The following is a 26,913-nucleotide window of genomic DNA, read 5'->3' on the forward strand; positions in this document are numbered from 1 at the left end:
GGAAATGAAATTGCTCAAAAATTTGAAAAGCTACACTCTGAGTTGTTGAGTTTTGATACTTGGTTACAGAAAGCACAATGGAAAGATGAACAAAGAATCCTTCGGAAAAAATTAGCCGAATAAAAACACAATAATAGAATCCACTTTTTAAGTGGATTTTTTTTACTAAAGCCCCAAAATGAAAAAGAAAATAGACACTTTACTAAAAAGGTTTGTCTCTAAAATTAATAATATCGATCAAATAACCTAACCAGTTTCTCTAATGTAGAAAAAGGCATTAAAATCTCTAGAAAGGACATTCAAGAGTTAAAGTTAAAAAATTTAATAATCATGTTTTTGAATACAGAGTAGAGAATAAAAAATTGGTAATGTATCAGAATGGCAAAAAAAGGTGTTTTAAAAGCTGAAACTGAAAATACTTTTTTTGAGAACCTGAAGAAGAAGATTATTTTGAATTTAGAAAAATAAATGATGGTTATAAACTAATTTTCCACTATAGGAAAATAGAGATATAAGGGGAAAAGAAGAAGAGTAATTATACAATGATTAGAAATTAATATTATAAAATAATTAGAAGAGCCTTACTGGAAACAGTAAGGCTTTTTTGTTTTCTAGAGTTTCAAAAGTTTAATAAAAATAGAGTATTTACCATAGAAATACTTTTAATGGTAAAAGAATGAAAATCTGTTTAAAACTCTACAACAAGAATAGTTAAATATTCTCCTTTTTTAACACGACATTTTTTATGTTAAAATTTAATGTTTAATTACTGGAAAGAATATTTTTGTTTGCACCTTAACCAACCTCTAATAAATTATTATGAAAAAAAGTAAAAAGTACAAAAAACGCTTTGATGCCAATTTAATTATAGCATTTGGAGTATTGTTAGCTAGTATTGGTGCGCTTATGATTTCTACAAGACAAGCTTCTATTATGAATGAGCAAACCAAGATTTTTTTAGAGCAATCTAAATCTAGTGCCTGGCCAAGTTTGAGTATTGGTATGAGTCGTAGTTTTGATAATGATACTTTAAATAAATACTCACTTATAATTTCTAATAGAGGTATTGGTCCTGCCATTGTAACAGAAACTAAAATTACTTTTGATGGAAAGCCTATATCAAATTGGGAAGAGTTTTATAAAGTAGCTAAAATTCCAGATACTATTGTAAAACGACACGGAAACGATATTCTTTTAAATAGAGTTATTAAACCAGGTGAAGATTTTTTATTAATAGATTGGTCTTTAAATCCGTTATTGATGAATTATATTTATAAATATTCCGACAAAATTTCTATACGTATCTGTTATAAGTCTGTATTCGGAGATTATTGGGAAGTAGTTAGAAAAGGATTTAAAAATAATTTAGAAAAAAGCATAACTACAGAAGTTTCTAATTATAAAGCTTCTGAAGATATTCTGTTTTTAGAATAAGATATAAACACAACATTACATACAATTTAAAACAACATGATGAAACAGTACTTCTTTTTTATACTATTTATAACAACTTTCAATGTATTTTCTCAAAAGTGTGATTGTACAGCTAATTTTAAGTGGGTGCAAAAGACTATAGAAGAAAATGATGCAGGTTTTGCTTTTGCAATCAATAATAAAGGAAAAGAGGCTTATAATAACCATACCGTTATTTATAAAAAGAAAGTTGCAACAATAAAAACATTAGATGCTTGTACACAAGCAATTTCTGAATGGTTAACTTTTTTACGGTCTGGACATCTAGGTATTCGTAGTATACAAACTCCAACCAATAGCTCAAAAAAGAAACAAAGTAATGCAGAAATTAAAGCAAGTTTTAAAGATTGGGAAAAACGAACTATCGATTTAGAAGCATTTAAAAAATACCTTTCAACGAAAAAAAATCACGATTTTGAAGGTATTTGGGTTTCTTCTCCTTATACAATTGGAATTAAAAAAGAAGGAGATAATTATGTTGGATTTATTATTGAAGCAGATGGAGTTTATTGGAATAAAGGACAAGTTAAGTTAAAAATAGACGCCCAAGGAGCCGCTAAATTCTATTTACGTGATCATTCTAAAGTTGACTTTAAAAAAGCTACTTTATTTGATTCCAACTTTATAGAAATGGGATATATTAACTTAGAACGTAGCTATCCAATACTTAAGAAAAATAAAAAAATGTCTAATTATATTAAGGCAATTTCGGCAAATGCCCCTTATTTTGAACGTATAAATAACACAACTGTGCTTTTACGAATTCCAAGTTTTAGAGGTTCTGAAAAGAAAAAAATAGATGCTGTAATTAAAGATAATAAAGCTACAATATTAAGTACTGAAAATTTAATTATAGATATTAGAAACAATGGAGGTGGAAGTGATTCTAGTTTTGATGAATTATTACCTATTTTATATACAAATCCGATTCGTACAGTAGGAGTTCAATACTTGTCTACGCCTCTTAATAATCAGAGAATGTTAGATTTTATTAATAATGAAGATTATGGGTTTGACGAAAAAGGTAAAAAATGGGCAAAAGAATCATACGATACGCTTTCGAAGCATATTGGTGAATTCGTTATGCTAAAAAAAGATCCTGTATCTGTTACTTCTCTTGATACTATCCATGAGTACCCTAAAAATATTGGTATTGTAATAAATAAAGGGAATGGAAGTACTGCTGAACAGTTTTTATTAGCAGCAAAACAAAGTAAGAAAGTAAAATTATTTGGAGCAACTACCGTTGGAGTTTTAGATATTTCAAACATGTATTTTGTAAACTCTCCTTGTAATAATCTTAAATTAGGATATAGTTTAACGAAAAGTTTACGTATTCCTGAAATGACAATTGATAACAAAGGTATTCAACCAGACTATTATATAAGTAAAGATATTCCTAAACAAGATTGGATTGAATTTGTTACTGAAATTTTGAATTATAAATAAGTAGATTTTTCATTAGACTTAATTGATTACAGAAAAAGCCTTACTATTTTTAGTAAGGCTTATTAATTTTAAAGGGATTTTTATAAAGAATTTAAAAAATTAATTCAATTTTTTGAACATTAACTCATAACGTATAAAAAAGAAGAGAAACAATATTTCAAAGATGAGTCCTAAGTTTAAAGCTATAGCCAAGGATATTAAGCCTGAAAAATTCATTTTAATTAAACCATAAGCAACGATTACTAACAATATATGAGAAGGAATAGCAGCTATTCCAATAGCTCTTGTTTTTTGCCTAATAATTAATTCTCCTTGTAATATGTTTTGAAATGTCGTTAGGGCAGGAAAAAGTAGAAAATAACTCAAGCAGTTTAAAATTAAATCATTATAATTAACAAGTTTGCCCATTGAAATATATATAATACTGTTTCCCAATGGAGTTATGATTAAGAATAAAAATAAAATTGTAAAAGCGATACCAACCGTAATGCAAAAGTTCCTAATTGCTTCAAAAGAAAAATCTTCTTTATTAGAAATATATACTTGCTGAACCATTCTTGTTCCATTAGAAACAATTAATACAATCCCCCATATGATTGGCCAAAGTATAAGCGAAATTTTAGAGTCAATAGCAAAACTAAGAAGAAAGACTAAAAGAGTTCTAGTTCCCCAAATTATTACCATAGAATAACCTAACGGGAAATAATAGCTAAATAGTTCTTTGTAAGTTTTTGGTAAAGATTCAACTTTTTGACTCTCTATATTATTAAAATCAAATAGTTTAAGACTAAAGTAGGTAACATAAACAGCCTCTACAAATAGACCTCCAAGTAAAGAACTTATAGCACAAGTTAAACCAGACCAATCTAATTGTAAACCTAAAATGGGAATTCCAATCACAAAAAATAATCTTACTAAAGAAGCTTGTGCTACAACATTATTTTTTTTTTGCTGAATAAGTATACCCTGAAAATATCTTCTCCAACCGATGATAAATGGAAATAAAAATATAAAATAAATAATTCTTCTAGTTGTTTCTGATACTTCAATGCTTAAACTAAAAATTTTCTTCCCCAAAAATTCAAAAACACTAGGTATAGAAAAACACAAAAATAGACCAGCTAACAAAAGAGAAAAAACAAGAGTAAACCGTAAGAATTTCTTAGAACTTTCTTTGTTTTGAGCTAAAGCATTTGAAGCATGAAGAACCATAATTATTGGAGCTTCAAAGAAGTTTGCTAAACTTTTAGCGATTCCAAAAGAAGCCAAGTTTAATTCACCATTAGGCAAAGAGGCAATGGCATAATTCCTTACAGGTTCACCTAAAGCCATTGCCATATCTGTTAAACTTAATGGAATAAACTGCTTCCAGAGTTTGATTATTTGATTAAATCTCATGTAATTTTTAGATTTAAGATCTTTTATGTTCAACAACAGTGTCTATTTTATGAAAGCATTGATCTTCATTAAAAATTTGCAAGTCATTTTCTTTTAACCATTGTTCGTCATAAAAAGTATCTAAATACCTAAAACCAGAATCAGCGCTAATCATACAAACATTCTTTATGTTTTTTTCTGTCTTTAAGGCTTTTAAAGTAGCAGCAATAACAGTTCCAGAAGAAGCGCCCAATAAAAGACCTTCCTTTTTTGCTAGATAATAACAAAAAGAAAAACTCAATTCATCATCAACACAAAAAGCTCTATCAACTAAATCCCAATTAAAAGCAGGGGGAGTAAAAGATAAACCTAAACCTGTCATTTTATAGGGGTGTCTATCTTTTGTAAAAATTCGAGAACCTTTAACATCAACACCCCAAATTTTTGTTTTAGGATAATTTTCTCTAAAATATCTAGAAATTCCAGCTAATTGACCAGCAGTAGATACACCTACAACAATTACATCAGGAGCACCTTTATATTCTTTCTCAATCTCTGATGCAGTTAAACGATAATGTACCTCAGAGGTCATGGGGTTTAAATGCTGACAAGCATACCAACTACCTGGTATTTTTTCTTGAATTTTTTGAGCATAGGCCATTCTTGCTTTTTGCATAGAGCCCGCTTCATCACAATGTTCTTCTCCAATTTCTAAAACATCAGCACCATAGGTTTCTAGTATTTTTTTCATGCTACGAGAAGTTTTTTTATCGATAACTATTTTTACAGGATGCCCAAGTTGCCTTCCTATCACAGTAAGTGCTATTCCAAAGTTTCCAGAACTAGATTCTATAATTGTGCCTCCTTCAGCTAACAAACCTTCCTCTTTGGCCTTAAGAATAAAATACAAAGCGTTTTTATCTTTAATACTTCCAGTAATACTATATTGTTCTAGTTTAAAATCTAAATTTATATTCTCAAACTTTTTTAACCTTACAAAAGTAGAGTTCTCAACTAAGTCTAAAATTGAATTTTTCATATTATATTCTTCATAAAAAAATTAATCTGACTCAAAAATATCAACACAGTTTTCTATCAAAAAAGTAATTCAATTAAGCTACAAAACATTAAATAAAATGAAGGGAAAACAATTAATAGTTAAAAAAAATGATTCATTGAAAATGAATCATTTTTATTTAAATAGAATAAGATTAATAGAGAATTTGTAATCTACCATTTATCTATAAAATCAACTTTATAGCTTTCACCTAAAGGCAATCTATTATCATCAAGAACTATAGAATTACCTTCAATAAATTTTATATAAATAGAATTTACAATATAAGAACGATGAATTCTATAAAAATGAGAGTTAGGAAGTATATTTTCTACAGATTTCATAGTACCATAAACCATTAATTTACCAACAGACTTGGTATGATACATTACATACTCATGATGTGATTGAATATATATAATATCTTCAAAATTTACTTTATAAATCTTTTTACTGGATTTTAATTGAATACTGCCAGTTAATTCTTTGTTACTGTTTATATTCGATTTAAGAAACGTTTGTTTTACTTTATTAATGGCTCTTAAAAATCGATAAAACTCAATAGGTTTCAATAAATAATCAGATGCATCTAACTCGAAACCATCTAAAGCATATTCTCTATAAGCAGTTGTAAAAATAACTTTAGGTTGTTTTTTTAGAGATTTTAAAAAATCAATTCCAGAAATATCAGGCATATTAATATCTAATAAAAGAATATCAATATCTTCATTTTCTATAATAGAAATACATTTTAAAGGAGACTTGAAAGAACCAACAACTTCTAAATCATCAATTTTAGCACAATATTTTTCTAATAAATCACGAGCAGGCTCTTCATCATCTATAATAATACATTTATACATCTTTATAAGGTAATTTTTAAAGAAACAATAAAATCGTTTTCATGATTAGTAATTTCTAATTGATGTTTATTATTAGGATATAATAATTCTAATCTTCGGGTAACATTTTTTATACCAATACCTCCAGTTTTATCTACATTTTTTTTGGAAACAAAAGAGTTACTACAGTTAAAAATGATTTGATTAGTAACAGATTTTAATTCAATTTTAATATAAGCATTACTTTCTGTATCTTCAATATTACCGTGCTTAAAAGCATTTTCAATAAACGGTATCAATAACATAGGAGCTATCTTCTGGCTTAAATTCGATTGAGAATAATTAAATGAGATATCAGAAATATTTTTGTCTTTAAGTTTAAATAAATCTATAAAATTATTAATATAAGTAATTTCATCATTTAAAGTTACAGTCCCTTCTTTTTCACCATATAAAGAATAATCCAACATTCTTGATAATTGCATTATAGCCTTTGAAGCTCTTGGAGCTTTATCAAACGTTAAAGAATAAATATTATTGAGAGTATTAAATAAAAAATGAGGATTAGTTTGTTGTATTAAAAAGCTTTTTTCTGCAGTAACAATTGCTAGTTCCTTTTCTTCTTGCTGTTTACGTTTTAAGAAAGTATATAAAAAGAAACTAACAAAAATGATTAATATAATAGGCATAGCATTCATAACAATAATTTCTAAATTGTCTAGAACCATATCACCATGAGGAAATTCTTCTTCATGTTCTATATGTTGAGGAGTTAATTTAGTAATAAAAAAAGAGATAATTATTCCTGTAAAAACAAGAACTAGATTTGTTAGTATGTACAGAGCGTATTTTTTTAATTCATAAAATCTTGGTAGAATCCATTTAAAGTTTAAGTAAAAGACAATAGTTTGAGAAATTATAATTGTAGATGTCTTTATTATTGATGTTTTTCTATCCGTAACTAAATTGAATATTACAAATAAAAACACAGCATATAAGCTCCAAAAAACCAAGTGTTTAAAGTTGTTACGCATTATACAAAAATACCAAATAAGGATTGTTTTTTAATATATATTCAATAAAACACGAAATATCAGGTATGAACAGAGTAATTATTCAATAAAAAGCTTTATTAATTATAAAATTAAGGAGATTTTAAATCATTCATAGTTAAATAAGGGGATCTATTTTTTTCAATTAATTGCTAATTTTTAGTGTATTACCATTTGTTTATTTAAATAAAATAGAAAAAAAACATATAATCTTGTTTTTTAGAATTTTACTTAAATATTGTTGACTCCATTGAATAAGTTTTAACAGTCTTTTAATCGTTTTTACATTCGTTGACAAGAGTATTAGAAAGTAAGAATTAGTTTAAAAACAATGTTTTAGTTTATGAAAACCAAATTTCAAAAAATAATAATAGTATTACTGCTAATAAATATAACACAGGTTTGTAGTCAAGAATATGTTTATGATATAAAAATCTTTGGAAAAAAAATAGGTACAGTAATAACAAATAGGATCCAAGAAGATGGAAAAACTATTTATAAAACAAGTTCATTTTCCTCAATACGTTTCTTTGGGAAAAAAGAAATAACAACGTATATAGAAACAGTTTACAAAAACAATATTTTACAAAGCAGTTTTTATGAAGTTAAAAAGAATAAAAAAATAAGAGAAAAAGCAATTTTAAAATACAGAAAGAACAAGTATCATATAATAACCAATGGAAAAGAAATTTATCATGATAAACCTATATTTAAGAGTACAGTAATGTTAACTCATAATAAGCCAAAAAATAAAGAGGTGGTATTTGAAGAGGTAAAAGGATTTTACAAAATAGTGTCAAAAATAAATGAAAATAAATTTGATTTAATAAATCCTAAGAGTAGATATAAAGATACATACATATATAATAAGGATGGTATTTTAAAAAAATGTATTATTAGACGTAACTTTTTTGATATAAAGATGATTTTAAGAAAAGGCTAAAAGCAGTATTAAACTTTAATTACTTTAAAATTAAATGATAAACCAATAATAAAATTCCAATAACAATAGAGGTTAATGAAATTTTTTTTCCTTCAGCATCCTTTTTCTTAAAAGATATAATTAAAAACAAAATACTTAATAATGTTAAAAAACTAATGTACAATATCATTCCTTATCAGAAAATTATAGTTGAATTTATATTGCAAATTTGAATTTAAGTTTAGGTTTTATAAAAAATATTCAATCAAATACTATATAATTTAAACAAATAACTATTTGGATAATTGGTTGAGAAAAAACACCGTTTATCAAAAAAAAGAAATGATTAATATAAATTAAGTATTGATATACTGAAATAGAGTTGCCTGAAAACTAAAGCATAATTATGTTTTTTATAAGATTACCATATGTAGTTGTGTAGATAAATTTTTTTAGAAAAAACTATTACAATTATAAAAACCCTTACTAGAGATTAATAAGGGTTTTAATTTTTTATGATAATGTTTTAATTAAATTATGTTGTAGCTGGTATAACCATAAAAGGAATCGTTAATTGATGTCCTAAATTTGCTATTACATGTTCTCTAAATAAGTTTTCAAAGAAACTGTGTTTGTATTTTATCATTGTCAAAATATCAATTTTATAAGTATTAATTAAATCGATAATTTCATCTGTTATGTTTGTGTACTGAGTTATTTCAGTATAACTAGTTTCTACATTTTTCAAATACATTTGTAAAGAATCTAAATTTTCTTTTTGACTAGTATCTAATTCTTCATTTGTTTGTATATGGAATACGTTTAGTTTAGAATTATACAAGCTAATAAGATTTTTGATTTCATCTAGTTCTGTACTATTGTATAAGCGTTTAAATCCACTAGAAAAACCAACATTCTCAGGTTTTTTGTATTCTATACCATTAGGTATTGCTAATATTGGGCATTTAGAAAGATTACTTATAATTTCTACAGTGTTACTACCTAAGAAAATTTCTTTAGCTCCTGTTGCTCCTTTGGTTCCCATAACAATTAAATCTATACCATGGTTTTCTACAGCAATAGCTACAGCTTGTTCAATATCATGTGTGCTTGTGGATATTTTAAAACTATGATTAGGATTTGCAAATATTTTCTCTACTCGTTCAAGTAAATGTTTTAAATCATTTACAGCATTTTCTTGCATTACACGGGTTAACTTATTTGAAAAAGAAGAGATTCTTGATGACTTAACTGGTGCTGAATGAAGTAAATGAAAAACACATTGTTCATTAGTAAAGAGTTTAAGTGCATAAACAGTGGCTGTCCATGCATTCTCTGAAAAATCGGTTGGTATTAAAATATGTTTCATAATAGTAGGTTTTAGAAATTATAAATGAGACTTCATAACCTGCTTACGCTTACTTAACTGTCTTTCTAGGTCGCTAACTGTATTTTTTACAGCCAATTGATAATTGTCTTCATTAGAAGAAGCAAATACTTGAGGACCAGATTGACTTAAAACCATTTCACAGATTTTACCTTTTGATGTAGGGTCATTTTCATATTTTATATAAACTTGAGCTTTTATAAGCCAATCATATTTTTTATAAAGTTTATCAAGTTTTTTTTGAATGAATTCTTGTAAATTTTCACTTACAGGCATTTTAACGAATTGAATATGTACTTCCATTTTTTTTGTTTTGATATTCAAATTTAGCTGTAAGAATTATGTTTTGGAATGATATATATCAGCTTATGTCTTAGTTTTTAGAGGTATTTTTGTAGAATATGTGCTATTATTTTTAATAGTTAATAGCTACGAGAGTTAGAGGAGATAGAAGAAATTGTTTAAATATTAATTGAATTTTTTCCCGTTTACAGTAAATTTAATTGTCTGTTTTCTGAAAGTTTTCCTAAACTGTCTAAAAAATCAGATGCGTTTTTAAAATGTTGCTTTTGTTTTTCTGAATCCATTTTATCAAGATTATTAATAAGCATTCTAAGTCTAGGGTTTTTAGATAAAAAAATTCTGTTTTTATCCATAAAACGCCAAAAAAGACCATCCCATATTTTTTGCCAGTTACCAGAAGGATAATCACTCATTTTTTTTATGTAATTACTACTACTTATGTAGGGTTTTGTAGACATTAAGCCACCATCAGAGAATAAACTCATGCCATATACATTGGGCACCATTACCCAATCGTAACTATCAATAAAAAATTCCATAAACCATCTATAAACTTCGTCTGGATCAAATTCACATAAGAGCATAAAATTGCCCAAAATCATTAACCGCTCTATATGATGTGCATAACCTGTTTTTAAGATTTTGTTTATAGTTTGGTCTATGGGTAAAATTCCTGTTGTTCCATTATAAAATTCATTAGGGATTTTTCTAGAATGCTTCCAGAAGTTTTTAGTTCGCTCCTCAGAACCTTTTACTTCATAAACTCCTCTAATAAACTCTCGCCAACCTAGAATTTGTCGGATGAATCCTTCTAAAGAATTGATTGGAACTTTATAGTTACTAGCATAAGTTATAGCAGTATTAATAACATGTAAAGGACATAGTAACCCTGTATTAATAAGTGGTGATAATATACTATGATTTAAAAAATGTTTATCTTTTACAATAGCATCTTCATAAGTACCAAATTCTAAGAATCTAGTTTCAAAAAAATTAGTTAACCAATTTTCAGCTTCAGAGAAAGTGTTAGGGTAATATTGTTGATTTTCGAGATCACCTAAATTATTAGGGAAATAATTACTTATATATTTTCTAGCTTCTTGGTAATAGATGTTACTTTGAGGAAATTGAATTGTTGGCGGAATTTTATCTTTAGGGTATTTTTTTCGATTGTCGATATCGTACGTCCATTTACCTCCTTCAGGTTTTCCATTAGTAATTAGTATATTTCTTTGAATGCGTTGTTCTTTGTAGAATGACGTTTGATAAAACTTTTTTTTAGAAGCTTTAAAAAATGATGATAATTCTTTTTTACTGTTAATAAACAGTGGATTATTGTGAGTCTGGATTTTTATTTGGCTTTCAAATTTTTTTATTCTTTTTTCTAGCCAATTATCGGTAGGGTCAATAATGTGTATTTCTTCTATATCATTTTCTATTAAATGAGAGATTAAAGTACGAATATCACTTGTGCTTTGAGAAGATTCTATATAGTTTACATTGAACCCTTTTTCAAGTAAATAGTTTTGGTAAAATTTCATAGATGCTCTATGAAAAGCTAGTTTTTGTTTATGAAAGTTATACTGTTTGAAAAATAAATATTCTTCTACTAAGTATACAGGAATTTTACTGCTTAATATAGCTGTATTTTTAAATAATTGATTAGGGAATACAATAGTTGCTGCTTTCATTTAAAATAAATTGGTTTGTAGCCAAGTACGTCGATATTTTCCCATAGAATCATATCGTTCAGCTTGTAATTGAGTATTAAATTTTCTATCCCTTGGATCGTTTCCAACTCCTGATACATATTGCCAGTTACCATAATTACTATGTACATCATAATCAATTAAGATACTTTCAAAATAAGTAGCGCCAATTCTCCAATCTAACATAAGTTCCTTAGTAAAATATGATGCTACATTTTGTCTTCCTCTATTGCTCATCCAACCTGTTAATTTTAGTTCTATCATATTAGCGTTTACAAATTCGTTAGAAGTTTTACCGTTAATCCAAGATTGAATTAAGTTGCTATCTTTTTTCCAGTGATAATTAATCTGTTTGATGCCTTCAAGTTTGAATAAATTATTTTTGTGTTTCAATGATAAATACTTAAAATAATCACGCCAAATAAGCTCAAAAATCATCCAGTAGGTAGATTGATTACTACCGTTTTGTTGCTCATATTTTTTAATCTCCCAGTAAATAGTTTTTGCAGAAATAGAACCATTAGCAAGCCAAGGTGAGAATTTAGAACTATAATCGGTGCCTAATAAACCGTTTCTTGTTTTTTTATAAAAGCTTATTTTTTTTGATTCAAAGAAATAGTATAACAAACGTTTTGTGGCTTGACTTTCTCCACCCAAAAATGGAAATGCAGTATTGAGGTTAATTTCAAAACTTTCAAAACCTAAATCTTCTAATGAGAAAATTTGAGAACTTACTTTAATAAGATTTGTTCTTTTTTTAGGTGTAACTGATAACTGATTTTCAATTGTAGTATTTTTTTCTACTTTTTTTCTAAAACTGGTAAAAACTTCTGGAATGTTTTTAAGTGTAAAAGGAATATTTTCTGGATGAAATAAAAATTGGTCGTAATAGCTATAAAGGAGAGTCTTTTTAGAAATTTTTTGAGTTATAATTTCTATAACTTTAAGCTCTTCATAAGTAAAATCTTTTTGAAAATAGATAGCATCAGCATTGTGATCAGAGCAAAATTGTGGTATGAAATCTTCAGGGAAATCAAAATAGCAAAAGAGAGAAATATTTAATTTTTTAAGGTTTTTAGATAGATCTAGTACTGATTCTACTAAAAATTTAGCTCTAAATTTTTCTATTTTTTTTATCCCAAATTGAGTTTCAGTAAAATCATGTTTGTTAAAACAATAAAGCCCAATAACATTTTCGTAATTAACACAAGCTTCATACAAAGGTTTGTTGTCTAAAACCCTAAGATTACTTGTAAACCATACTATTGCTGTTTTTTTGAACTGCATTTTTTACTACAATATTTTACGTTTTCCCAATTAAGTTTCCATTTTTTTCTCCATGTAAATGGTCTACCACAACATTGACAGGTTTTTGAAGGTAAATGTTCTTTTTTCAACTGTAATGTTATTTATTTAATCAAATATAATTAATTTGTTTAACTTTATTTTAAAATAATTAAACAAAATAAAATATACCTTTTAGTTTTAATGAAAAGTGTAATTTTAATGAATTAAAATAACGACTATTAGAGTATATTAATACTTAATACATTAGGGTAATAGAAATTAAGTTAAAGCCTAGAATTATAATAAATAAAAGAATAGCGAGAGTGAAGTATGCTATAGTTGACATAGAAACAGATGGAGGTGTTAAAATTACTGATATCAGTATTTTTATTTTAAAAGATAATAGGGTAATAGATGAGTTTACTACGCTTGTAAAACCAGAAACTTTTATTCCAACTTATATAACAAACTTAACTGGTATAACCAATTTTATGGTAAAAGGAGCTCCTACTTTTCCTGAGGTAGCAAAGAAAATATACCAAATAACAGAAGGATGTATTTTCGTAGCTCATAATGTGAATTTTGATTACGGAATTATTAGGAAAGAATTTAATTCTTTGGGATTTGACTATAAAAGAAAAAAATTGTGTACAGTACGTTTGTCTCGTAAATTACTGCCTAACAAAAAATCATATAGCTTAGGGAAATTATGTTTGTCTGAAGGAATAGAAATTATAGATAGGCATAGAGCTAAAGGAGATGCAGAAGCCACAGTTATTTTATTTAAAAAGCTTCTTACGATAGATAAAGAAAATACACTAAGTGTTGTTGATTCTTTTTTGCATCATCGTTCTCGTGAAGCAATATTACCTCCCTTACTTTCTAAAGATGTTTTTGATAAATTATCAGAAAATCATGGAGTATATTATTTTTGGAATAAAGATGAGGAGGTTATATATGTAGGTAAAGCTAATAATATAAAGCAACGTGTTTTAAGTCATTTTTATGATAAAAAGAAGAAAGAAATGAATATGTGTATGATAACGGCAAATATTACATTTACAGAGACAGGAAATGAATTGTTGGCGTTGTTATTGGAATCTGCAGAAATAAAAAGATTATATCCTAAATACAATAGAGCTCAAAGGCGCTCAAGTGAAAGTTATGGTTTATTTAGTTTTGAAGATAGAAAAGGAGTAAAGCATCTTGCATGGAATACTTTAAAAGTAGTGCCAAATCCTATGATTAAGTTTTATTCTTTAACAGAGGCAAGAAGTTTTGTAGAGCGTTTGTGTGAAGAGTTTCAGTTATGCCCTAAATATTGCCATCTTCAAACCAATGTAAGTAGTTGTTTTCATTATCAGATAAAGAAATGCAAAGGAGTATGTAGAAATACAGAAGCAGTTAGCGACTATAATATTAGAGTAAAAAAAGCACTAGAATCTGTTACGTTTCAAGCAGAAAACTTTGTGATTTTGGAAAAAGGAAAACAAGAAAAAGAATTTAGTTATGTTCTAGTATTGAATAGTGTTTATATGGGATACGGTTATATGAACAAACAAAAGGAAGAAGTTACTACAGAACAATATTTACTCGCTTTAACAAAGCAAAAAGATAACAGAGACATACAGAGAATTTTACAGAGTTATATTAAAAAGAACCCTGATAGCGTATTATCAGTACTTCATACAAACATAAATTTAACACCAAATTTATTTGGCTTTTAAAAAGAGTGTCAATATTATTGAATTTATGCTAATTAATTTATTGATTAAAAAAAAGAAAAGAAGTAACCTGCCATCAAGGATACTTCTTTCTTAAAACTAACTAATCAATCTAACTATATAATGAAAAAAACAAAATCTTTATTTATACTTCAAATATAGTTAGGATAAAAGGTTATTATTTTAAAAATTAGATGAAGAGTAGTTAAGTTTCGATGAAGAGACTTTAGCTACAATTTAAGTAAAAATGGTATAAGATATCTCGGTGTATAAAAACAATGAGGAGTCTAATTATATATCTTACGAAAGGTTAATTCATGTTGACCTATAAAATTCCTCAATGAAGTTTTCTAAGCTAATTTTTGATTTCGATGGCAAAATTAGATATAAAAAAACTTCTGTAGTTTATTTCATTCAGGGGACCGAATTTAAATATAACTATATCCTCATTGCCTAATAAAGATACTCAATAATTAAATAAGATTGCCTAGAAATGCTAATATTTAATAAAAGAAAGAAAAAATAATATTGAAAATACTAGGTTAAATAAAACTATTAATTGAATAGTGTTAATTTGTTGTAAGTTATTGTTTTAACTATTGGTCTAAGCGCTTTATGATTTTATAATAAAATGTTTCAGAGGTGAAGTAGCTTATGATATTGTTTTTACAAAAAAAAGACCTCAATAAAAGGTGTATAGAGGTCTTAATTAGGGGACTGACGCAATGAAATTATTTTGAGCAAATCTATATGTTGGAAATGAATAAATAAAGTTAAAAATTTCAAAAAATTAGTTAAAATAAATAGCTTAAAAATTATTTAAAGCAATTAAAATGAGTTTGATTAATTAATACTTTTTCATGAACAAGAATTGAAGATTTATAAGCAAAAAAGGAGCTCATTTCTGAAGCCCCTTAATTATTCATTACAAGTGTCATCCCCATAACACATTAGCAGCGAAAATAGGATACAAAAAATTATAAAAGGAAGAAAAAAACGTAAAAAAAGTAAGGTAAAACCGTAAAATGAAAAAGTAATTTTAAAGCTTTTTTGAATCGTTTTCTTTAGTTTAATTGTTTATTTATAGTGCTTTAAAGCTGTAGTGTTTCAAGAAAATGATTAAGAGTCCAATCCCTAATCCTATAAAAATACCTTTTACTAGGTCAGAAAGGTTAAAAAGATGTCCGAATATGTAGGATGTAGATATTGAGATTAATCCTAAAATAAATAATATAATAATTTTTGATCTTTTCATAGTGAATTGTTTTCTATTAGTTGAATAAAAATAGAAAATGTTACAATATTTAGAATATAAAGTTTAGAAGTAATTTAAGAATTAAAAACAGAGACAATTTAAATTACCAGTAAAAATACAACCTTTAAAACTAGGTAAGGTCTCATAACAATAGCAGGTTGAAAAATCAGGAACAATTTGTGATAAAGGAATAAGAAAGAAAATTAAAATTAAGCCAAAAGAAATTAATTTAATAGATAAAGAAGGCTTTTTGGTTTCAATAAACTCTATATTTAGTTGGTCGTAGCAATTTTCCATAAAGTAAAAATAATAATACAAAATTATGACTGAAAGTTTAGCAATTAGAAAAATAAAAGAAGAGTTAGGCAAAGCAGAAACAAAGCATCCAAATTGGCCAAAAGATATATTACATCAAATAGCGATAGTAAATGAAGAGTCAGGAGAAGCAACTAGAGCGGCATTGCAGTTTGAATATGAAGGAGGAAAAATAGAAGAAGTTGAAAAAGAATTGATACAAACAGCTGCTATGTGTATCAGAATGTTAAAAAACATTAGATAGGTTTAATTGAATTATTATGCATATAAATGAAGTATCTGGAAAGATTAATCTGTTTTTTAAAAAAGATTTTAAAAAAAAGTTTACAATTTTTTTATTGAAACCAATATTAATAACCATTCTTTTCTTAGCAGACTTTTTTCTTTTACCAGAGGTAACTATAAACGATTCAATTTCTTATGTTAGTTTTATAAAAACACCACAAACATCACAAGATAATTCGGTTAGGGCTAATAAAAGTATTGGTTATAAGTATACAACAGCTACAGATTTAAAGTTCTCTACTATAGAAACTAAAATAGAATCACCTAAAATAAAATTAACAGTAAGTCCGCTTTTTAAAACAGTAAAAACAGTAATAACATCTGAAAATATAAAAGTAGATTTGGCTTCAGGGTTTAATGGTTTTAATAAGCTTTTATTGATTTTGTTTAATGGAGTTATAATGATTTCAATTGTTTATGTGAATATAACTAAGAAGATAACTGAAAATGCTCGACTAAATTTAATCTTTTTTAACTTGTTTATTATAGCTGTATGGATTTGCGCGCTAATTTTAATTTAATGCATCAAATAATTTAACGAGGTATATACTAGTTTTTGCAACATCAATAATTATTATCAGTCCTTTATAAAACACTAAAAAGTTAATAATGGATATATTAAGGATAATTATAGTTTTTTGTACGATTACTTTTACTTCAATTAAACCTGAGTCTGAACTAAACTTTAGATTTGAAGATAAAATTAGAATAAAAGAAGCAATAAGAATTTCAGAAACTTATGGAGATTCTATTTGGGAAGGTTTTAATAAATTACCTTTTACAATCTTATTAGTTACAGATAAATATGAGTATTTGATCAATCATCCTAATCCTACAAACGATTTTAAATTATTAGGTATAGATAAAATTTTAGAAACTAAAGTTTATGTTAGAAAGAAACAGTTTAATAAACGTTTTCTAGCAACTTTTCCTGCTGTTAATGGAGTAAATTGTATTGTTATAGGAACACCAGAGAACACTGGGTTAAATTCTACTGAATGGATTATTACTTTGCTACACGAACGTTTTCACCAGTATCAATATAGTTCGCATAATTATCATAAAGAAGTATTAGCATTAGGGATTTCAAGAGGAGATACAACAGGAATGTGGCAATTAAATTATCCATTTCCTTATGAAGATTTAGATGTAAACAAATATTATGAAAAGTATACTGAGTTTTTAATAAAAGCAGTAGAAGCAAGAAATAATAAAAATTGGGAGAAGATATATAAACAGTATATAGATAAGAGAAAAGAATTTAAAGAGTCTTTGGGAGAAGATGATTATAAATATATTTCTTTTCAATGGTATCAAGAAGGAATTGCTAGATATACTGAATATGCTTTTTTGAGATTATTGCAAGATTTTGAACCATCAAAAGAAGTTTTAAATTTAAAAGACTTTGTAGCTTATGAAGTGTATTTAAAAGAGTTTTATACTCGACATATAGAAAACGTAAAAAAAATGAAGCTTTCAAAGGGGAAGAGAATAACTGTTTATGATATAGGATTTGCAGAAGCTCTTATAATAGAATATGTTAATAAAGATTGGAAAGATAAATATTTAATAGAAAAGTTTGATCTGAAAAAACTATACGATTAAAGTAGCAAGAAGTTAAACTGCTGAAGTTTGTAACCAAGAACTTTAGCAGTTTGATTATTAATTATAGTAAGGTACAATGTCCCCATGAATCACAATAACATGGCTCCTTAAAAATTTCCCCATTTGGAAATCTTGCACAACACATTCTACGTCCACATTGAGACCATCTAAATCCACCGTTAATAGTTTTTTGTTCTTTTTTGTTTAGTGGAGTACCTAATTTTGAAATGTTTTTTAACATAGTTTTGAAAATTAAAGTTTCTCAAATTTAGATAGATATAACTTTTTTTAAGAGAGAAAGTCCATAAAAAAAGTAAGGTAAATCCATAATAATAAGTAATATAGGGGGATAAATAAAAAGGAGCATAAAAAATGCTCCCTTCATAGTGTAAAAATGAAAAGCCCCCTAGCATTTCAATTTCGAATTTTTAGACGAATAATTTTTTAAAACTTACAGGATATTTTCTTTAAAAAATGAAAAATGCTCCGAAAGGAGCATTATCACTAACTATTAAAAACTGATTTACCTTAATTTATCTTATGTTTTGATTGAAACAAGGATTAGATGATAATAAAGAACGCCTCCGAAGAAGCATCCTCTATTATATTAATTCAAGGGAAACACAATAATTAAACTGTTACAGTTGAGTTTACCCTAAATAATTAACATTTTTTTAAGATAATTTTTAGAGTTACCAAAACAAATACTTTCTGTTTTAAAATTAAAATTGATTTTAAAGAGATGGTTTTTAATGTTTTATTTCGTGTTTAGGTTGGTGTGTATAATTAAGATGTAACAATACTATTTTAAAATTGTCCTTTAGGAAAATATTATTACATGAAAACATTATATACAGCTATTTTAATTGCTTTTTTATCAAGTAATTTTGTAGCTCAAGAAAAGTCAATTAATGAAAATAGATTTATAAGAGTTGGAGGAATTGAACAATGGATAACAATTAAAGGGGAAGATAAAAATAAGTCTGTAATTCTTTTTTTACATGGAGGGCCAGGGAGTGTTATGAGTCCATATTGTGATAGTATTTACAGAAGTTGGAAGAAAGATTTTATTCTAGTGAATTGGGATCAGAGGGGAGCAGGAAGAACATTTGGAAAAAATGCTCCGGACAAAATAAGTGAAGATTATTTTATTGAAAAAAAGCTTACACTAGATACGATGGTAAATGATGGAATCGAAGTATCCGAATATCTTATTAAATATTTAAAGAAGAAAAAAATTATATTAATGGGTGCATCCTGGGGGTCAATACTAGGAATAAAAATGGTACAAGCAAAACCAAGTTTATTTAAGGGATATATAGGAAATGCACAATTTGTTGGTTATAAAAGAAATTATTTAAATGCTTATAAATCTGTTTTAGCATTAGCAGAAAGTTCTAAAGATAGTATTTCAATTAATAAACTTAAGATGCTAGGAGAACCTCCGTATGAAAACACGAGGGATTTAGGTCAAATGTTAAGAATTGTAAAAAAATATGAGCGTAAAAATTCTACCCCACTTCCTGATAATTGGTGGAAAATAAATCCAGAGTACAATAATAAAGTTGATAAGCAAAATAGGTTTTATGGAGATGATTATTCTTTCTTATATTTCGCTGGGCATAAAAAGATGGGAATTAAATCCATGGTAGAAAACCTTGATTTTTATAATGATTCCTTAACGTTTAAAGTCCCAATTTATATTGTACAAGGAGAAGAAGATATATTAACATCAGAAAAAATAAGTAAATTGTATTTTGAAAAAATAAAGGCACCACGTAAGGGGTATTTTACAATAAAAGGAGCAGGCCACAACCGAAATGAATTTATATTGAAAAAACAATTTGAAATTCTAAAAGAGAAGATATAAAAACAAAGAAAAATGAATAAAAATGAGTTAGCTACTAAATATTTAGAATATCTTGAAAGAGGAGATATTGAAAAGGTAATTGGTTTGTTTAATGAAAATGGAATAGTCGATTCACCTATTTATGGAGTAAAAAAGGCAAATCTATTTTACCATGAATTAAAAGATGATACAATAAATTCAAAGTTGCATTTAAAAGGAATTTTTGAACAAAATAATTCAAATGATTTAGCTCTGTATTTTACGTATAAATGGACTTTAAAAAATAATACTAAAGTCGAGTTTGATGTTGTTGATATTATTGAATTAGATTCTGAAAATAAGATATCTAAATTGAAAATAATATACGATACAGTTATAGCAAGAAAACTAGTTGAAGAATTAAATTAGTTCAGCAAGTTAATGATAAAGTAAGCAATGAGGGAAGTAGGCATTTTATTAAACTTGAGGTGATCAAATTATTAGTTTCCCTTAAAGTAATAAGAAGTTAGTTTCCTCAAGAAAATTTTGATGTATTAAATCAATCAGGGAATTGAGTTAAAATACTTAACACCTCATTGCTTTATGATGCATTTATATTGTTTAAATGAATAAAAAAAGAGAGTATAAAATATAGTAAATTCAAAAGTGCAAGCAAATAATGTAAATACGTTTTTCGGTGAAAAATAAAAAAAGGAGCATTATTAAATGCTCCAAGGTTAAATAAACGTTTTTATTATAATTAATTCAAATTCATTTAATTAGTTGTGGTTTTTAATTAAAACTTACAAACATTTTATAAAAAGTAAAGCCTAAATGATTTTTCATTTAGGCTTTACTAATATTTTTAATTAACTAGCTATTTATTTTTATACCAATAAGCAGTTCTACCAAAAGCAGCAAAGCCTATATATCCACGAATTTTTAACTTATTCTTATTTTCTAGTTTTATATAACATTTATATTCCTTTCCATTTTTTGGATCTAAAATTTTTCCACCAGACCATTCATCACCATCTTTTTTTAATCCAGTTAAAATGTTCATTCCTAAAATAGGAGCGTTTTTACGTTTGCCTTTACATTTGTCACATACAGCTTCTTGTCTATCTTTATCGGTAATCTCTATAATTTTAGCATAGGCTTTTCCGTTCTTTTCATAAATTTCAATTACAGAATCTACTTTGTTGGTTTTTTCGTCAATATTTTGCCATTTACCAAAGATAGATTGAGAAAAAATTGAAGTACTAAAAGCGATACATAAAAAGGTAAAAATTATTTTTTTCATTTTTTATAAGTTTTATAGAGAGAAAATTTCAAAAATTATTCCAATTAATCATACTGAGCATCAAAATTACTATCCCATTTTTGTTGAACTCGCAATACTTGTTCTATCACATCTCGAGCGCAACCATTTCCACCAGTTTTATCAGAAATATACTTAGATACTTGTTGGATTTCTCTAACAGCATCATTAGGGCAACAAGGCATACCTACTAATTTCATTACAGGGAAATCTGGAATATCATCCCCCATGTATAACACATTTTCTGTGTTTAAATTGTATTTTTCAACTAATTCATTGAATTGTTTTGTTTTATCATGTGCTCCTAAATAAATATCACTGATGCCTAAATTAGCCAAACGAGTACGTACTCCCTCATTTTTACCTCCAGAAATAATACAAACTCTATAGCCAGCCTTAACAGCAGCTTTTAAGGCATAACCATCTTTAATATTCATTTGACGTACTAATTGTCCATCAGGAAAAACTGTAACAATACCATTGGTTAATACTCCATCTACATCAAAAATAAATGTATCTATTTGAGGTAATATTTCTTTATAACTTTTCTCCATTGTTTTGGATTGATTTTGTAATTAATTTATAAATTTCTTGTTGTTCAGTATTTAACAATTCTAAGTGATTTTGAATTGTATCTTGATCGTTTCTTTTGGCAGGACCAGTTTGTGCTTTTTCAGGCGATAGTTCAATAATTTTTTTTGAAGTTTCTTGAATTAAAGGAAGTAAAACTTCAAAAGGAACTTTATACTCTGTACAAATATCAGAACCAATTTTATACATATGATTGGTAAAGTTGTTTACAAAAACCGCTGCTACATGTAATCTTTTTCTTTGTTCTGAATTTATAGCATATATTTTTTTTCCTATGGCTGAAGCTAATTGTTCAAGTATAGGAAAATCTTTTTCATTAGATGTTTCCAAACAAAATGGTATCGTAGAAAAATCTATTTCTTTTTCTTTTGAAAAACTTTGAAGCGGGTAAAACACACCAGATCGAGCATGCTTTTTTAGTAAGTCTAAAGGAGCAGAACCCGAAGTATGTACTACCAACTGATTATTTGTTGTTAATTCAGAAGAAACTTTTGCAATCGCATCGTCAGTAACAGCTATAATATAAACGTCAGCTACATTAAGTAAGTCTAAAGAATTCGTTATAGAAGTTTGATGTTTAAAATCGATAACTTGTTCTATAGAACGCGCATATATTTGCGTTAATTCTACATTAGAAGCTTTTAAAAAAGCTTTGGCTAAATGTGTTGCTACATTGCCTCCTCCAAGAATACATACCCGAATCATAATAGCGAAGATATATATATTTTTATGGAAGAGAAATTACTTAAAAATATTTTTTGCATATTTGTAGTATTATGATTGTTTAAGTTTTTTACTTCAGACTTGTCGTATATAACGACCCCAATTTCATCCTTAATACTTTAAGGAGTATTTTTCATATCAAAAAAAATAATGATGACAGAGAACAATCAAACAACCAAACAAAATATATTCTCACTTTTTAAAGACGCCGTTTTCGGAAAACAACAAGATTTTACACAAGGAAGTATCAATAAGGCTATTTTCATGTTGGCAATTCCTATGATTCTTGAAATGATGATGGAGTCAATTTTTGCTTTAGTAGATATCATTTTTGTGTCAAGAGTTAGTGTAAATGCCGTAGCAACAGTAGGACTTACAGAGTCTGTATTAACCTTAGTATACGCAGTAGCTATCGGATTAAGTATGGCTGCAACAGCATTGGTAGCAAGAAGAACAGGAGAAAAAGATAGTGAAGGAGCAAATCAAACAGCTGTTCAGGTAATATTCTTAGGAATAGCGATTTCTATAGCAATTAGTTTTGTAGGAATACTGTATCCAAAGGAAATATTAGGGTTAATGGGTGGAGAACCAGCCTTAATAGAAGAGGGATATCGATATACACAAATAATATTAGGTGGAAACATTACTGTAATGTTACTTTTTTTAATCAATGCAATTTTTAGAGGTGCAGGAAATGCTTCTATTGCTATGTGGACATTGATTTTATCTAATGGATTGAATATTATTTTAGATCCTATTTTTATTTTCGGACTAGGTCCTATACCAGCTTATGGTGTAGAAGGTGCAGCAATTGCAACTACAACAGGTAGAGGTGTAGCTGTGGTAGCACAATTATTAATATTGTTTTTTGGAGCAGGAAAAGTAAAATTAGCATTGAAAGACTTAGTACTTAGAACTTCAGTAATGATTAATTTAGTAAAAACATCATTAGGAGGAATAGGACAATTCATTATAGGTACATCGAGCTGGGTGTTTTTAATGTGGATAATGGCAAAATTTGGAAGTGAAGTTTTAGCGGGGTATACCATTGCTATACGTATAATGATGTTTACATTAATGCCTGCCTGGGGAATGAGTAATGCAGCAGCAACGTTAGTAGGACAAAATTTAGGAGCAAAACAGCCTGATAGGGCAGAAAAATCAGTATGGATTACTAGTAGATTATGTGCTTATTTTATGGGCTCTGTATCTCTTATTTATATACTTTTTGCGCCTACTTTTCTAAGTTGGTTTTCAGATAGTGTAGTAGTTATAGAAAATGGAGCTTTATGTTTACAAATCATGGCAGCTGGTTATATAGCTTATGCCTATGGAATGGTTATAATACAATCGTTTAATGGATCTGGAGATACGAAAACACCAACATTAATCAATTTTATATGTTTTTGGATGTTCCAATTGCCTTTAGCCTATGTATCAGCTATTGTCTTAGATTTTGGACCTAAAGGAGTGTTTTGGTCAATAACATTAGCTGAGGTACTTATTGCAGTAATAGGTATTTGGTTATTTAGAAAAGGAAAATGGAAAACAGTTCAGGTGTAAAATGAGTTTTATACTTTAGTTAAACTTGTTTATAGAAAGAATAGAAAATTTATAAATCAATTGTTATAGTAGGTAACAATTAAGAAAAGAATATAGAATAAATGAAACTAGATATATTGGCATTTGGAGCACATCCAGATGATGTAGAGTTAGGTTGTGCTGCAACCATAGCAAAAGAAGTCTCTTTAGGAAAAAAAGTAGGAATTGTAGATTTAACAAGAGGAGAATTAGGTACTAGGGGGTCTGCTGAATTACGAGATGTAGAAGCGACTAAGGCTGCCGAGATTTTAGGAGTATCTGTAAGAGAAAACTTAGGTTTTGCTGATGGTTTTTTTAAGAATGATAAAGAGCATCAGTTAGAAGTTATAAAGATGATACGTAAGTACAAACCAGAAATAGTATTATGTAATGCTATTGATGATCGTCATATTGATCACCCAAAAGGAAGTAAGTTAGTATCTGATGCGTGTTTTTTAAGCGGATTGTTAAAAATAGAAACTGAGTTCGATGGAGTGTCTCAAGAAAAATGGAGGCCAAAGCAAGTGTATCATTATATTCAATGGAAAAATATTGAGCCAGACTTTGTAATTGATGTATCAGGTTTCATGGATAAAAAGATAAAATCGGTATTAGCATACTCATCTCAGTTCTTTGATCCGAAAAGTAATGAGCCAGAAACACCAATAACAAGCAAAAATTTTACAGAAAGTGTAGAATATAGAGCAAAAGATTTAGGAAGATTGATTGGAGTCGATTTTGCAGAAGGTTATACCTCAGAACGTTACGTGGCGGTAGAAAATTTAAGTAAATTAATTTAAAAAAAAGTTTTGCAGATATGAGAAACTGTCTTATATTTGCACCCGCAAGTCACATGGTGGGTGTAGCTCAGTTGGTTAGAGCATCGGTTTGTGGTGCCGAGGGTCGTGGGTTCGAATCCCATCATCCACCCAAAAGCTTTCTCGTTTAGAGAAAGCTTTTTTTATTTTAAAATAGTAGATAAAATAAAAGTAAATGAAAAAAATAAAGCTTCTCGATTATTTTCGAGAAGCTTTATAGTTTTTGCGCCATTCTTCATATTTATCTCTATGCTTAAAACGCTTATGAGACCATAAATAGAATTCGGGTTGGTCTTTAATGTTTTTTTCAGTAATCTTTAAATATTTATCAGTAATTTGATAGTTGTCAAATTCTTTAGGATTTTCAGTGATAAGCTCAAAATGAGTTTCAAAGTATCCTCTTTTTATTTTTTTTGCTACGTAATTAACAACTACAAAATCGTATTTTTTAGCTAGCATTTCTGCTCCAGTATGAATAGGTACTTTAACCCCCATAAATTCGGTCCAGTAATGAGTTTTGTGTACTTGTGGAGATTGGTCACTTAACAGTATGTATAAGCTTTGGATTTTATTCATATAGTCTTTGTGGATCCCTTTAACCGTTTCTGAAGTTTTAAAGCCAGTGATGCCAAATTTCATTCGAGATTCTTTTACTTTTTTCTCAAAATATTTATTTCCTAATTTAGTATATGCTCCGGCAACATTAATGTTAAGAACAAGGGGTAGGTTAATAGACCATTCCCAATTAGCTTGATGCGCACCAACTAAAGCAATGCTTTTTCCTTTCGCTGCAATTTCATTTATCAGTTCGGGATTTTTGTATTTGTAACGTTTCAATATCTCTTTTTCACTAATAGTAAAAGCTTTTACACTCTCAAAAATTAAATCGACAAAGTGTCTGAAGAATTTTTTAGATATTTTTTTTACTTCAGAATCATTCTTTTCTGGAAAAGCCATTTTAATGTTTGCTTCAACAACTTTTTTTCTATAACCAACTAGGTAGTATAGAATAAGAAAGAAGATATCTGAGAAGAAATATAAAATTCTCATTGGTAGTCTTGAAATCAACCAAACTATAGGGTAAACAATAGAAAATAGTAGTAATTGCATGTTTTAAATTTAAAACGCAAATATCGCATTAAAATATCAATCTACTACTTTATTAACTTTTGATTATGTTTGTTGATATTTAAAGAAAGTTATGAGTCAGATAGTATTAGTATTGATAGTTGCCAATGTTTTAGTTTCCTATAAAGGATTTAACGATCTTCTTTTTTTTGATCGCTATAAATTTCAAGTTCAGAAAATTCTAAATGGAGAAAAAGTAAGGATGTTAACTTCTGGCTTTTTGCATGCAGATTGGGCGCATTTAGGGTTTAATATGTATGCTTTGTATCTTTTTGGAGGTTTAGTAATTGGTAATTTTTCTACAATAAATTTTGCATTAATTTATTTGGGTAGTTTATTGTTAGGGAGTATGTATTCTTTATATCAGCATAAACACGAGTTTTATTATAGTGCAGTAGGTGCGTCTGGGGCTGTTTCTGGTATTATGTTTTCTGCAATTATGTTGTATCCTAGTAAAACATATAGTTTTATATTTTTTCCTTTTATAGACTTTCCGGCTTATGCGTTAGGAATAGGTTATTTAGTGTATTCAATTTATGGTATGAAGAAACAGCTAGGAAATATTGGTCACTCAGCGCATTTAGGTGGGGCTATAGGAGGTTATGTTTTGACATTGTTTTTGAAACCTAGTGTTATTAGTAACAATCCAATAATGATTGGGGTAATGGGGCTAATTATTTTAGTAATGTTTTTGTTTGGAGATAAGCTAAAGTTAAATGAATAAAAAAACCGAAACATTTGTTTCGGTTTTTTGAGCGAGAGACCGGGTTCGGACCGGCGACATTCAGCTTGGAAGGCTGACGCTCTACCAACTGAGCTACTCTCGCATTGATAAAGACATTTTTGACAATTACTTGTCGTATTTTAATTTGAGCGAGAGA

27 protein-coding genes and 2 tRNA genes are annotated in these 26,913 nt (G+C 27.6%); 13 read left to right on the top strand and 16 right to left on the bottom strand.

The window, feature by feature from the left end:
• The first annotated feature begins 819 nt into the window (after positions 1-819).
• Positions 820-1,434: a hypothetical protein gene (locus tag F7018_RS09120; RefSeq protein ID WP_150899758.1), complete on the top strand. Its 615-nt coding sequence runs from the start codon at positions 820-822 to the stop codon at positions 1,432-1,434.
• A 36-nt stretch (positions 1,435-1,470) separates the two neighbouring features.
• Entirely contained in the window at positions 1,471-2,922 is a 1,452-nt protein-coding gene (locus tag F7018_RS09125; protein ID WP_217701374.1) for a S41 family peptidase, read from the top strand.
• Positions 2,923-3,021: 99 nt separating this feature from the next.
• On the opposite strand, the gene F7018_RS09130 is transcribed toward F7018_RS09125, so the two are convergent.
• The 4 genes from F7018_RS09130 to F7018_RS09145 form a co-directional block, all read right to left on the bottom strand.
• Positions 3,022-4,320, bottom strand: a complete 1,299-nt coding sequence (locus F7018_RS09130; protein ID WP_150899759.1) for a hypothetical protein — start codon at positions 4,318-4,320, stop codon at positions 3,022-3,024.
• Positions 4,321-4,333: 13 nt separating this feature from the next.
• Entirely contained in the window at positions 4,334-5,338 is a 1,005-nt protein-coding gene (locus tag F7018_RS09135; RefSeq protein WP_150899760.1) for a PLP-dependent cysteine synthase family protein, read from the bottom strand.
• A gap of 191 nt (positions 5,339-5,529) precedes the next feature.
• Positions 5,530-6,219: a LytR/AlgR family response regulator transcription factor gene (locus F7018_RS09140; protein ID WP_150899761.1), complete on the bottom strand. Its 690-nt coding sequence runs from the start codon at positions 6,217-6,219 to the stop codon at positions 5,530-5,532.
• Positions 6,220-6,221: 2 nt separating this feature from the next.
• A complete protein-coding gene (locus tag F7018_RS09145; protein WP_150899762.1) occupies positions 6,222-7,232 on the bottom strand; it encodes a sensor histidine kinase in 1,011 nt (336 codons plus the stop codon).
• 361 nt (positions 7,233-7,593) lie between these two features.
• Between F7018_RS09145 and F7018_RS09150 the strand changes: the two genes are divergently transcribed.
• Positions 7,594-8,193, top strand: coding sequence for a DUF6134 family protein (locus F7018_RS09150; protein ID WP_150899763.1), 600 nt, complete (start codon positions 7,594-7,596; stop codon positions 8,191-8,193).
• 514 nt (positions 8,194-8,707) lie between these two features.
• Here the strand turns inward: F7018_RS09150 and F7018_RS09155 are convergent.
• The 5 genes from F7018_RS09155 to F7018_RS09175 form a co-directional block, all read right to left on the bottom strand.
• The gene (locus F7018_RS09155) at positions 8,708-9,541 is read right to left on the bottom strand and encodes a universal stress protein (RefSeq protein WP_150899764.1); all 834 of its coding nucleotides are present in this window, start codon (positions 9,539-9,541) and stop codon (positions 8,708-8,710) included.
• 18 nt (positions 9,542-9,559) lie between these two features.
• Positions 9,560-9,862: a ribosome hibernation-promoting factor, HPF/YfiA family gene (gene hpf / locus F7018_RS09160; RefSeq protein WP_150899765.1), complete on the bottom strand. Its 303-nt coding sequence runs from the start codon at positions 9,860-9,862 to the stop codon at positions 9,560-9,562.
• A 185-nt stretch (positions 9,863-10,047) separates the two neighbouring features.
• Complete coding sequence (locus F7018_RS09165; protein ID WP_150899766.1) at positions 10,048-11,553, bottom strand: cryptochrome/photolyase family protein; 1,506 nt, start codon at positions 11,551-11,553, stop codon at positions 10,048-10,050.
• Positions 11,554-12,858, bottom strand: coding sequence for a DASH family cryptochrome (locus F7018_RS09170; RefSeq protein WP_150899767.1), 1,305 nt, complete (start codon positions 12,856-12,858; stop codon positions 11,554-11,556). It lies immediately after the preceding gene.
• Positions 12,834-12,968, bottom strand: a complete 135-nt coding sequence (locus tag F7018_RS09175) for a DUF2256 domain-containing protein (RefSeq protein WP_150899768.1) — start codon at positions 12,966-12,968, stop codon at positions 12,834-12,836. The genes F7018_RS09170 and F7018_RS09175 overlap by 25 nt, the downstream gene beginning before the upstream one ends.
• A gap of 213 nt (positions 12,969-13,181) precedes the next feature.
• On the opposite strand from F7018_RS09175, the gene F7018_RS09180 reads away from it, so the two are divergent.
• Entirely contained in the window at positions 13,182-14,585 is a 1,404-nt protein-coding gene (locus F7018_RS09180; RefSeq protein WP_150899769.1) for an exonuclease domain-containing protein, read from the top strand.
• A gap of 1,078 nt (positions 14,586-15,663) precedes the next feature.
• Here F7018_RS09180 and F7018_RS18440 read toward each other — a convergent pair.
• Positions 15,664-15,837 carry a hypothetical protein gene (locus F7018_RS18440; protein ID WP_175578697.1) on the bottom strand — a complete coding sequence of 58 codons (174 nt, stop codon included), beginning with the start codon at positions 15,835-15,837 and terminating at the stop codon, positions 15,664-15,666.
• Positions 15,838-16,159: 322 nt separating this feature from the next.
• Between F7018_RS18440 and F7018_RS09185 the strand changes: the two genes are divergently transcribed.
• The 3 genes from F7018_RS09185 to F7018_RS09195 all read left to right on the top strand — a co-directional run bounded on the left by F7018_RS09185 (position 16,160) and on the right by F7018_RS09195 (position 18,042).
• The gene (locus F7018_RS09185) at positions 16,160-16,396 is read left to right on the top strand and encodes a hypothetical protein (RefSeq protein ID WP_150899770.1); all 237 of its coding nucleotides are present in this window, start codon (positions 16,160-16,162) and stop codon (positions 16,394-16,396) included.
• Positions 16,397-16,490: 94 nt separating this feature from the next.
• Positions 16,491-16,958 carry a hypothetical protein gene (locus F7018_RS09190; protein ID WP_150899771.1) on the top strand — a complete coding sequence of 156 codons (468 nt, stop codon included), beginning with the start codon at positions 16,491-16,493 and terminating at the stop codon, positions 16,956-16,958.
• An 88-nt stretch (positions 16,959-17,046) separates the two neighbouring features.
• Positions 17,047-18,042 (top strand): hypothetical protein, encoded by a 996-nt coding sequence (locus F7018_RS09195; protein ID WP_150899772.1) that lies wholly within the window; start codon positions 17,047-17,049, stop codon positions 18,040-18,042.
• A gap of 61 nt (positions 18,043-18,103) precedes the next feature.
• Here the strand turns inward: F7018_RS09195 and F7018_RS09200 are convergent, their stop codons facing one another.
• Positions 18,104-18,283, bottom strand: coding sequence for a hypothetical protein (locus F7018_RS09200; protein WP_150899773.1), 180 nt, complete (start codon positions 18,281-18,283; stop codon positions 18,104-18,106).
• A 597-nt stretch (positions 18,284-18,880) separates the two neighbouring features.
• Here F7018_RS09200 and F7018_RS09205 point away from each other — a divergent pair.
• Positions 18,881-19,912 carry an alpha/beta fold hydrolase gene (locus F7018_RS09205; RefSeq protein ID WP_150899774.1) on the top strand — a complete coding sequence of 344 codons (1,032 nt, stop codon included), beginning with the start codon at positions 18,881-18,883 and terminating at the stop codon, positions 19,910-19,912.
• A 12-nt stretch (positions 19,913-19,924) separates the two neighbouring features.
• Positions 19,925-20,299, top strand: a complete 375-nt coding sequence (locus F7018_RS09210; RefSeq protein WP_150899775.1) for a nuclear transport factor 2 family protein — start codon at positions 19,925-19,927, stop codon at positions 20,297-20,299.
• Between the two features lie 448 nt (positions 20,300-20,747).
• On the opposite strand, the gene F7018_RS09215 is transcribed toward F7018_RS09210, so the two are convergent.
• The 3 genes from F7018_RS09215 to F7018_RS09225 are packed head-to-tail and all read right to left on the bottom strand — an operon-like array spanning position 20,748 to position 22,487.
• Positions 20,748-21,173: a DUF2147 domain-containing protein gene (locus F7018_RS09215; RefSeq protein WP_150899776.1), complete on the bottom strand. Its 426-nt coding sequence runs from the start codon at positions 21,171-21,173 to the stop codon at positions 20,748-20,750.
• Between the two features lie 44 nt (positions 21,174-21,217).
• Positions 21,218-21,745 carry a KdsC family phosphatase gene (locus F7018_RS09220; RefSeq protein ID WP_150899777.1) on the bottom strand — a complete coding sequence of 176 codons (528 nt, stop codon included), beginning with the start codon at positions 21,743-21,745 and terminating at the stop codon, positions 21,218-21,220.
• Complete coding sequence (locus F7018_RS09225) at positions 21,729-22,487, bottom strand: Rossmann-like and DUF2520 domain-containing protein (RefSeq protein ID WP_150899778.1); 759 nt, start codon at positions 22,485-22,487, stop codon at positions 21,729-21,731. Before F7018_RS09225 ends, F7018_RS09220 begins: the two co-directional genes overlap by 17 nt.
• A 171-nt stretch (positions 22,488-22,658) precedes the next feature.
• On the opposite strand from F7018_RS09225, the gene F7018_RS09230 reads away from it, so the two are divergent.
• The 3 genes from F7018_RS09230 (at position 22,659) to F7018_RS09240 (ending at position 25,016) form a co-directional block, all read left to right on the top strand.
• Positions 22,659-24,068 carry an MATE family efflux transporter gene (locus tag F7018_RS09230; RefSeq protein ID WP_150899779.1) on the top strand — a complete coding sequence of 470 codons (1,410 nt, stop codon included), beginning with the start codon at positions 22,659-22,661 and terminating at the stop codon, positions 24,066-24,068.
• 101 nt (positions 24,069-24,169) lie between these two features.
• Positions 24,170-24,886 (top strand): bacillithiol biosynthesis deacetylase BshB1, encoded by a 717-nt coding sequence (gene bshB1, locus F7018_RS09235; RefSeq protein WP_150899780.1) that lies wholly within the window; start codon positions 24,170-24,172, stop codon positions 24,884-24,886.
• Positions 24,887-24,942: 56 nt separating this feature from the next.
• Positions 24,943-25,016, top strand: a tRNA-His gene (locus F7018_RS09240).
• An 86-nt stretch (positions 25,017-25,102) separates the two neighbouring features.
• Here the strand turns inward: F7018_RS09240 and F7018_RS09245 are convergent.
• A complete protein-coding gene (locus F7018_RS09245) occupies positions 25,103-26,014 on the bottom strand; it encodes a lysophospholipid acyltransferase family protein (RefSeq protein ID WP_150899781.1) in 912 nt (303 codons plus the stop codon).
• 91 nt (positions 26,015-26,105) lie between these two features.
• Here F7018_RS09245 and F7018_RS09250 point away from each other — a divergent pair, with 91 nt between their 5' ends.
• Positions 26,106-26,756, top strand: a complete 651-nt coding sequence (locus F7018_RS09250; protein ID WP_150899782.1) for a rhomboid family intramembrane serine protease — start codon at positions 26,106-26,108, stop codon at positions 26,754-26,756.
• A 30-nt stretch (positions 26,757-26,786) separates the two neighbouring features.
• Here the strand turns inward: F7018_RS09250 and F7018_RS09255 are convergent.
• Positions 26,787-26,859, bottom strand: a tRNA-Gly gene (locus F7018_RS09255).
• Positions 26,860-26,913: the final 54 nt, after the last annotated feature.

The organism is Tenacibaculum aiptasiae, assembly GCF_008806755.1.
Lineage (GTDB): Bacteria > Bacteroidota > Bacteroidia > Flavobacteriales > Flavobacteriaceae > Polaribacter > Polaribacter aiptasiae.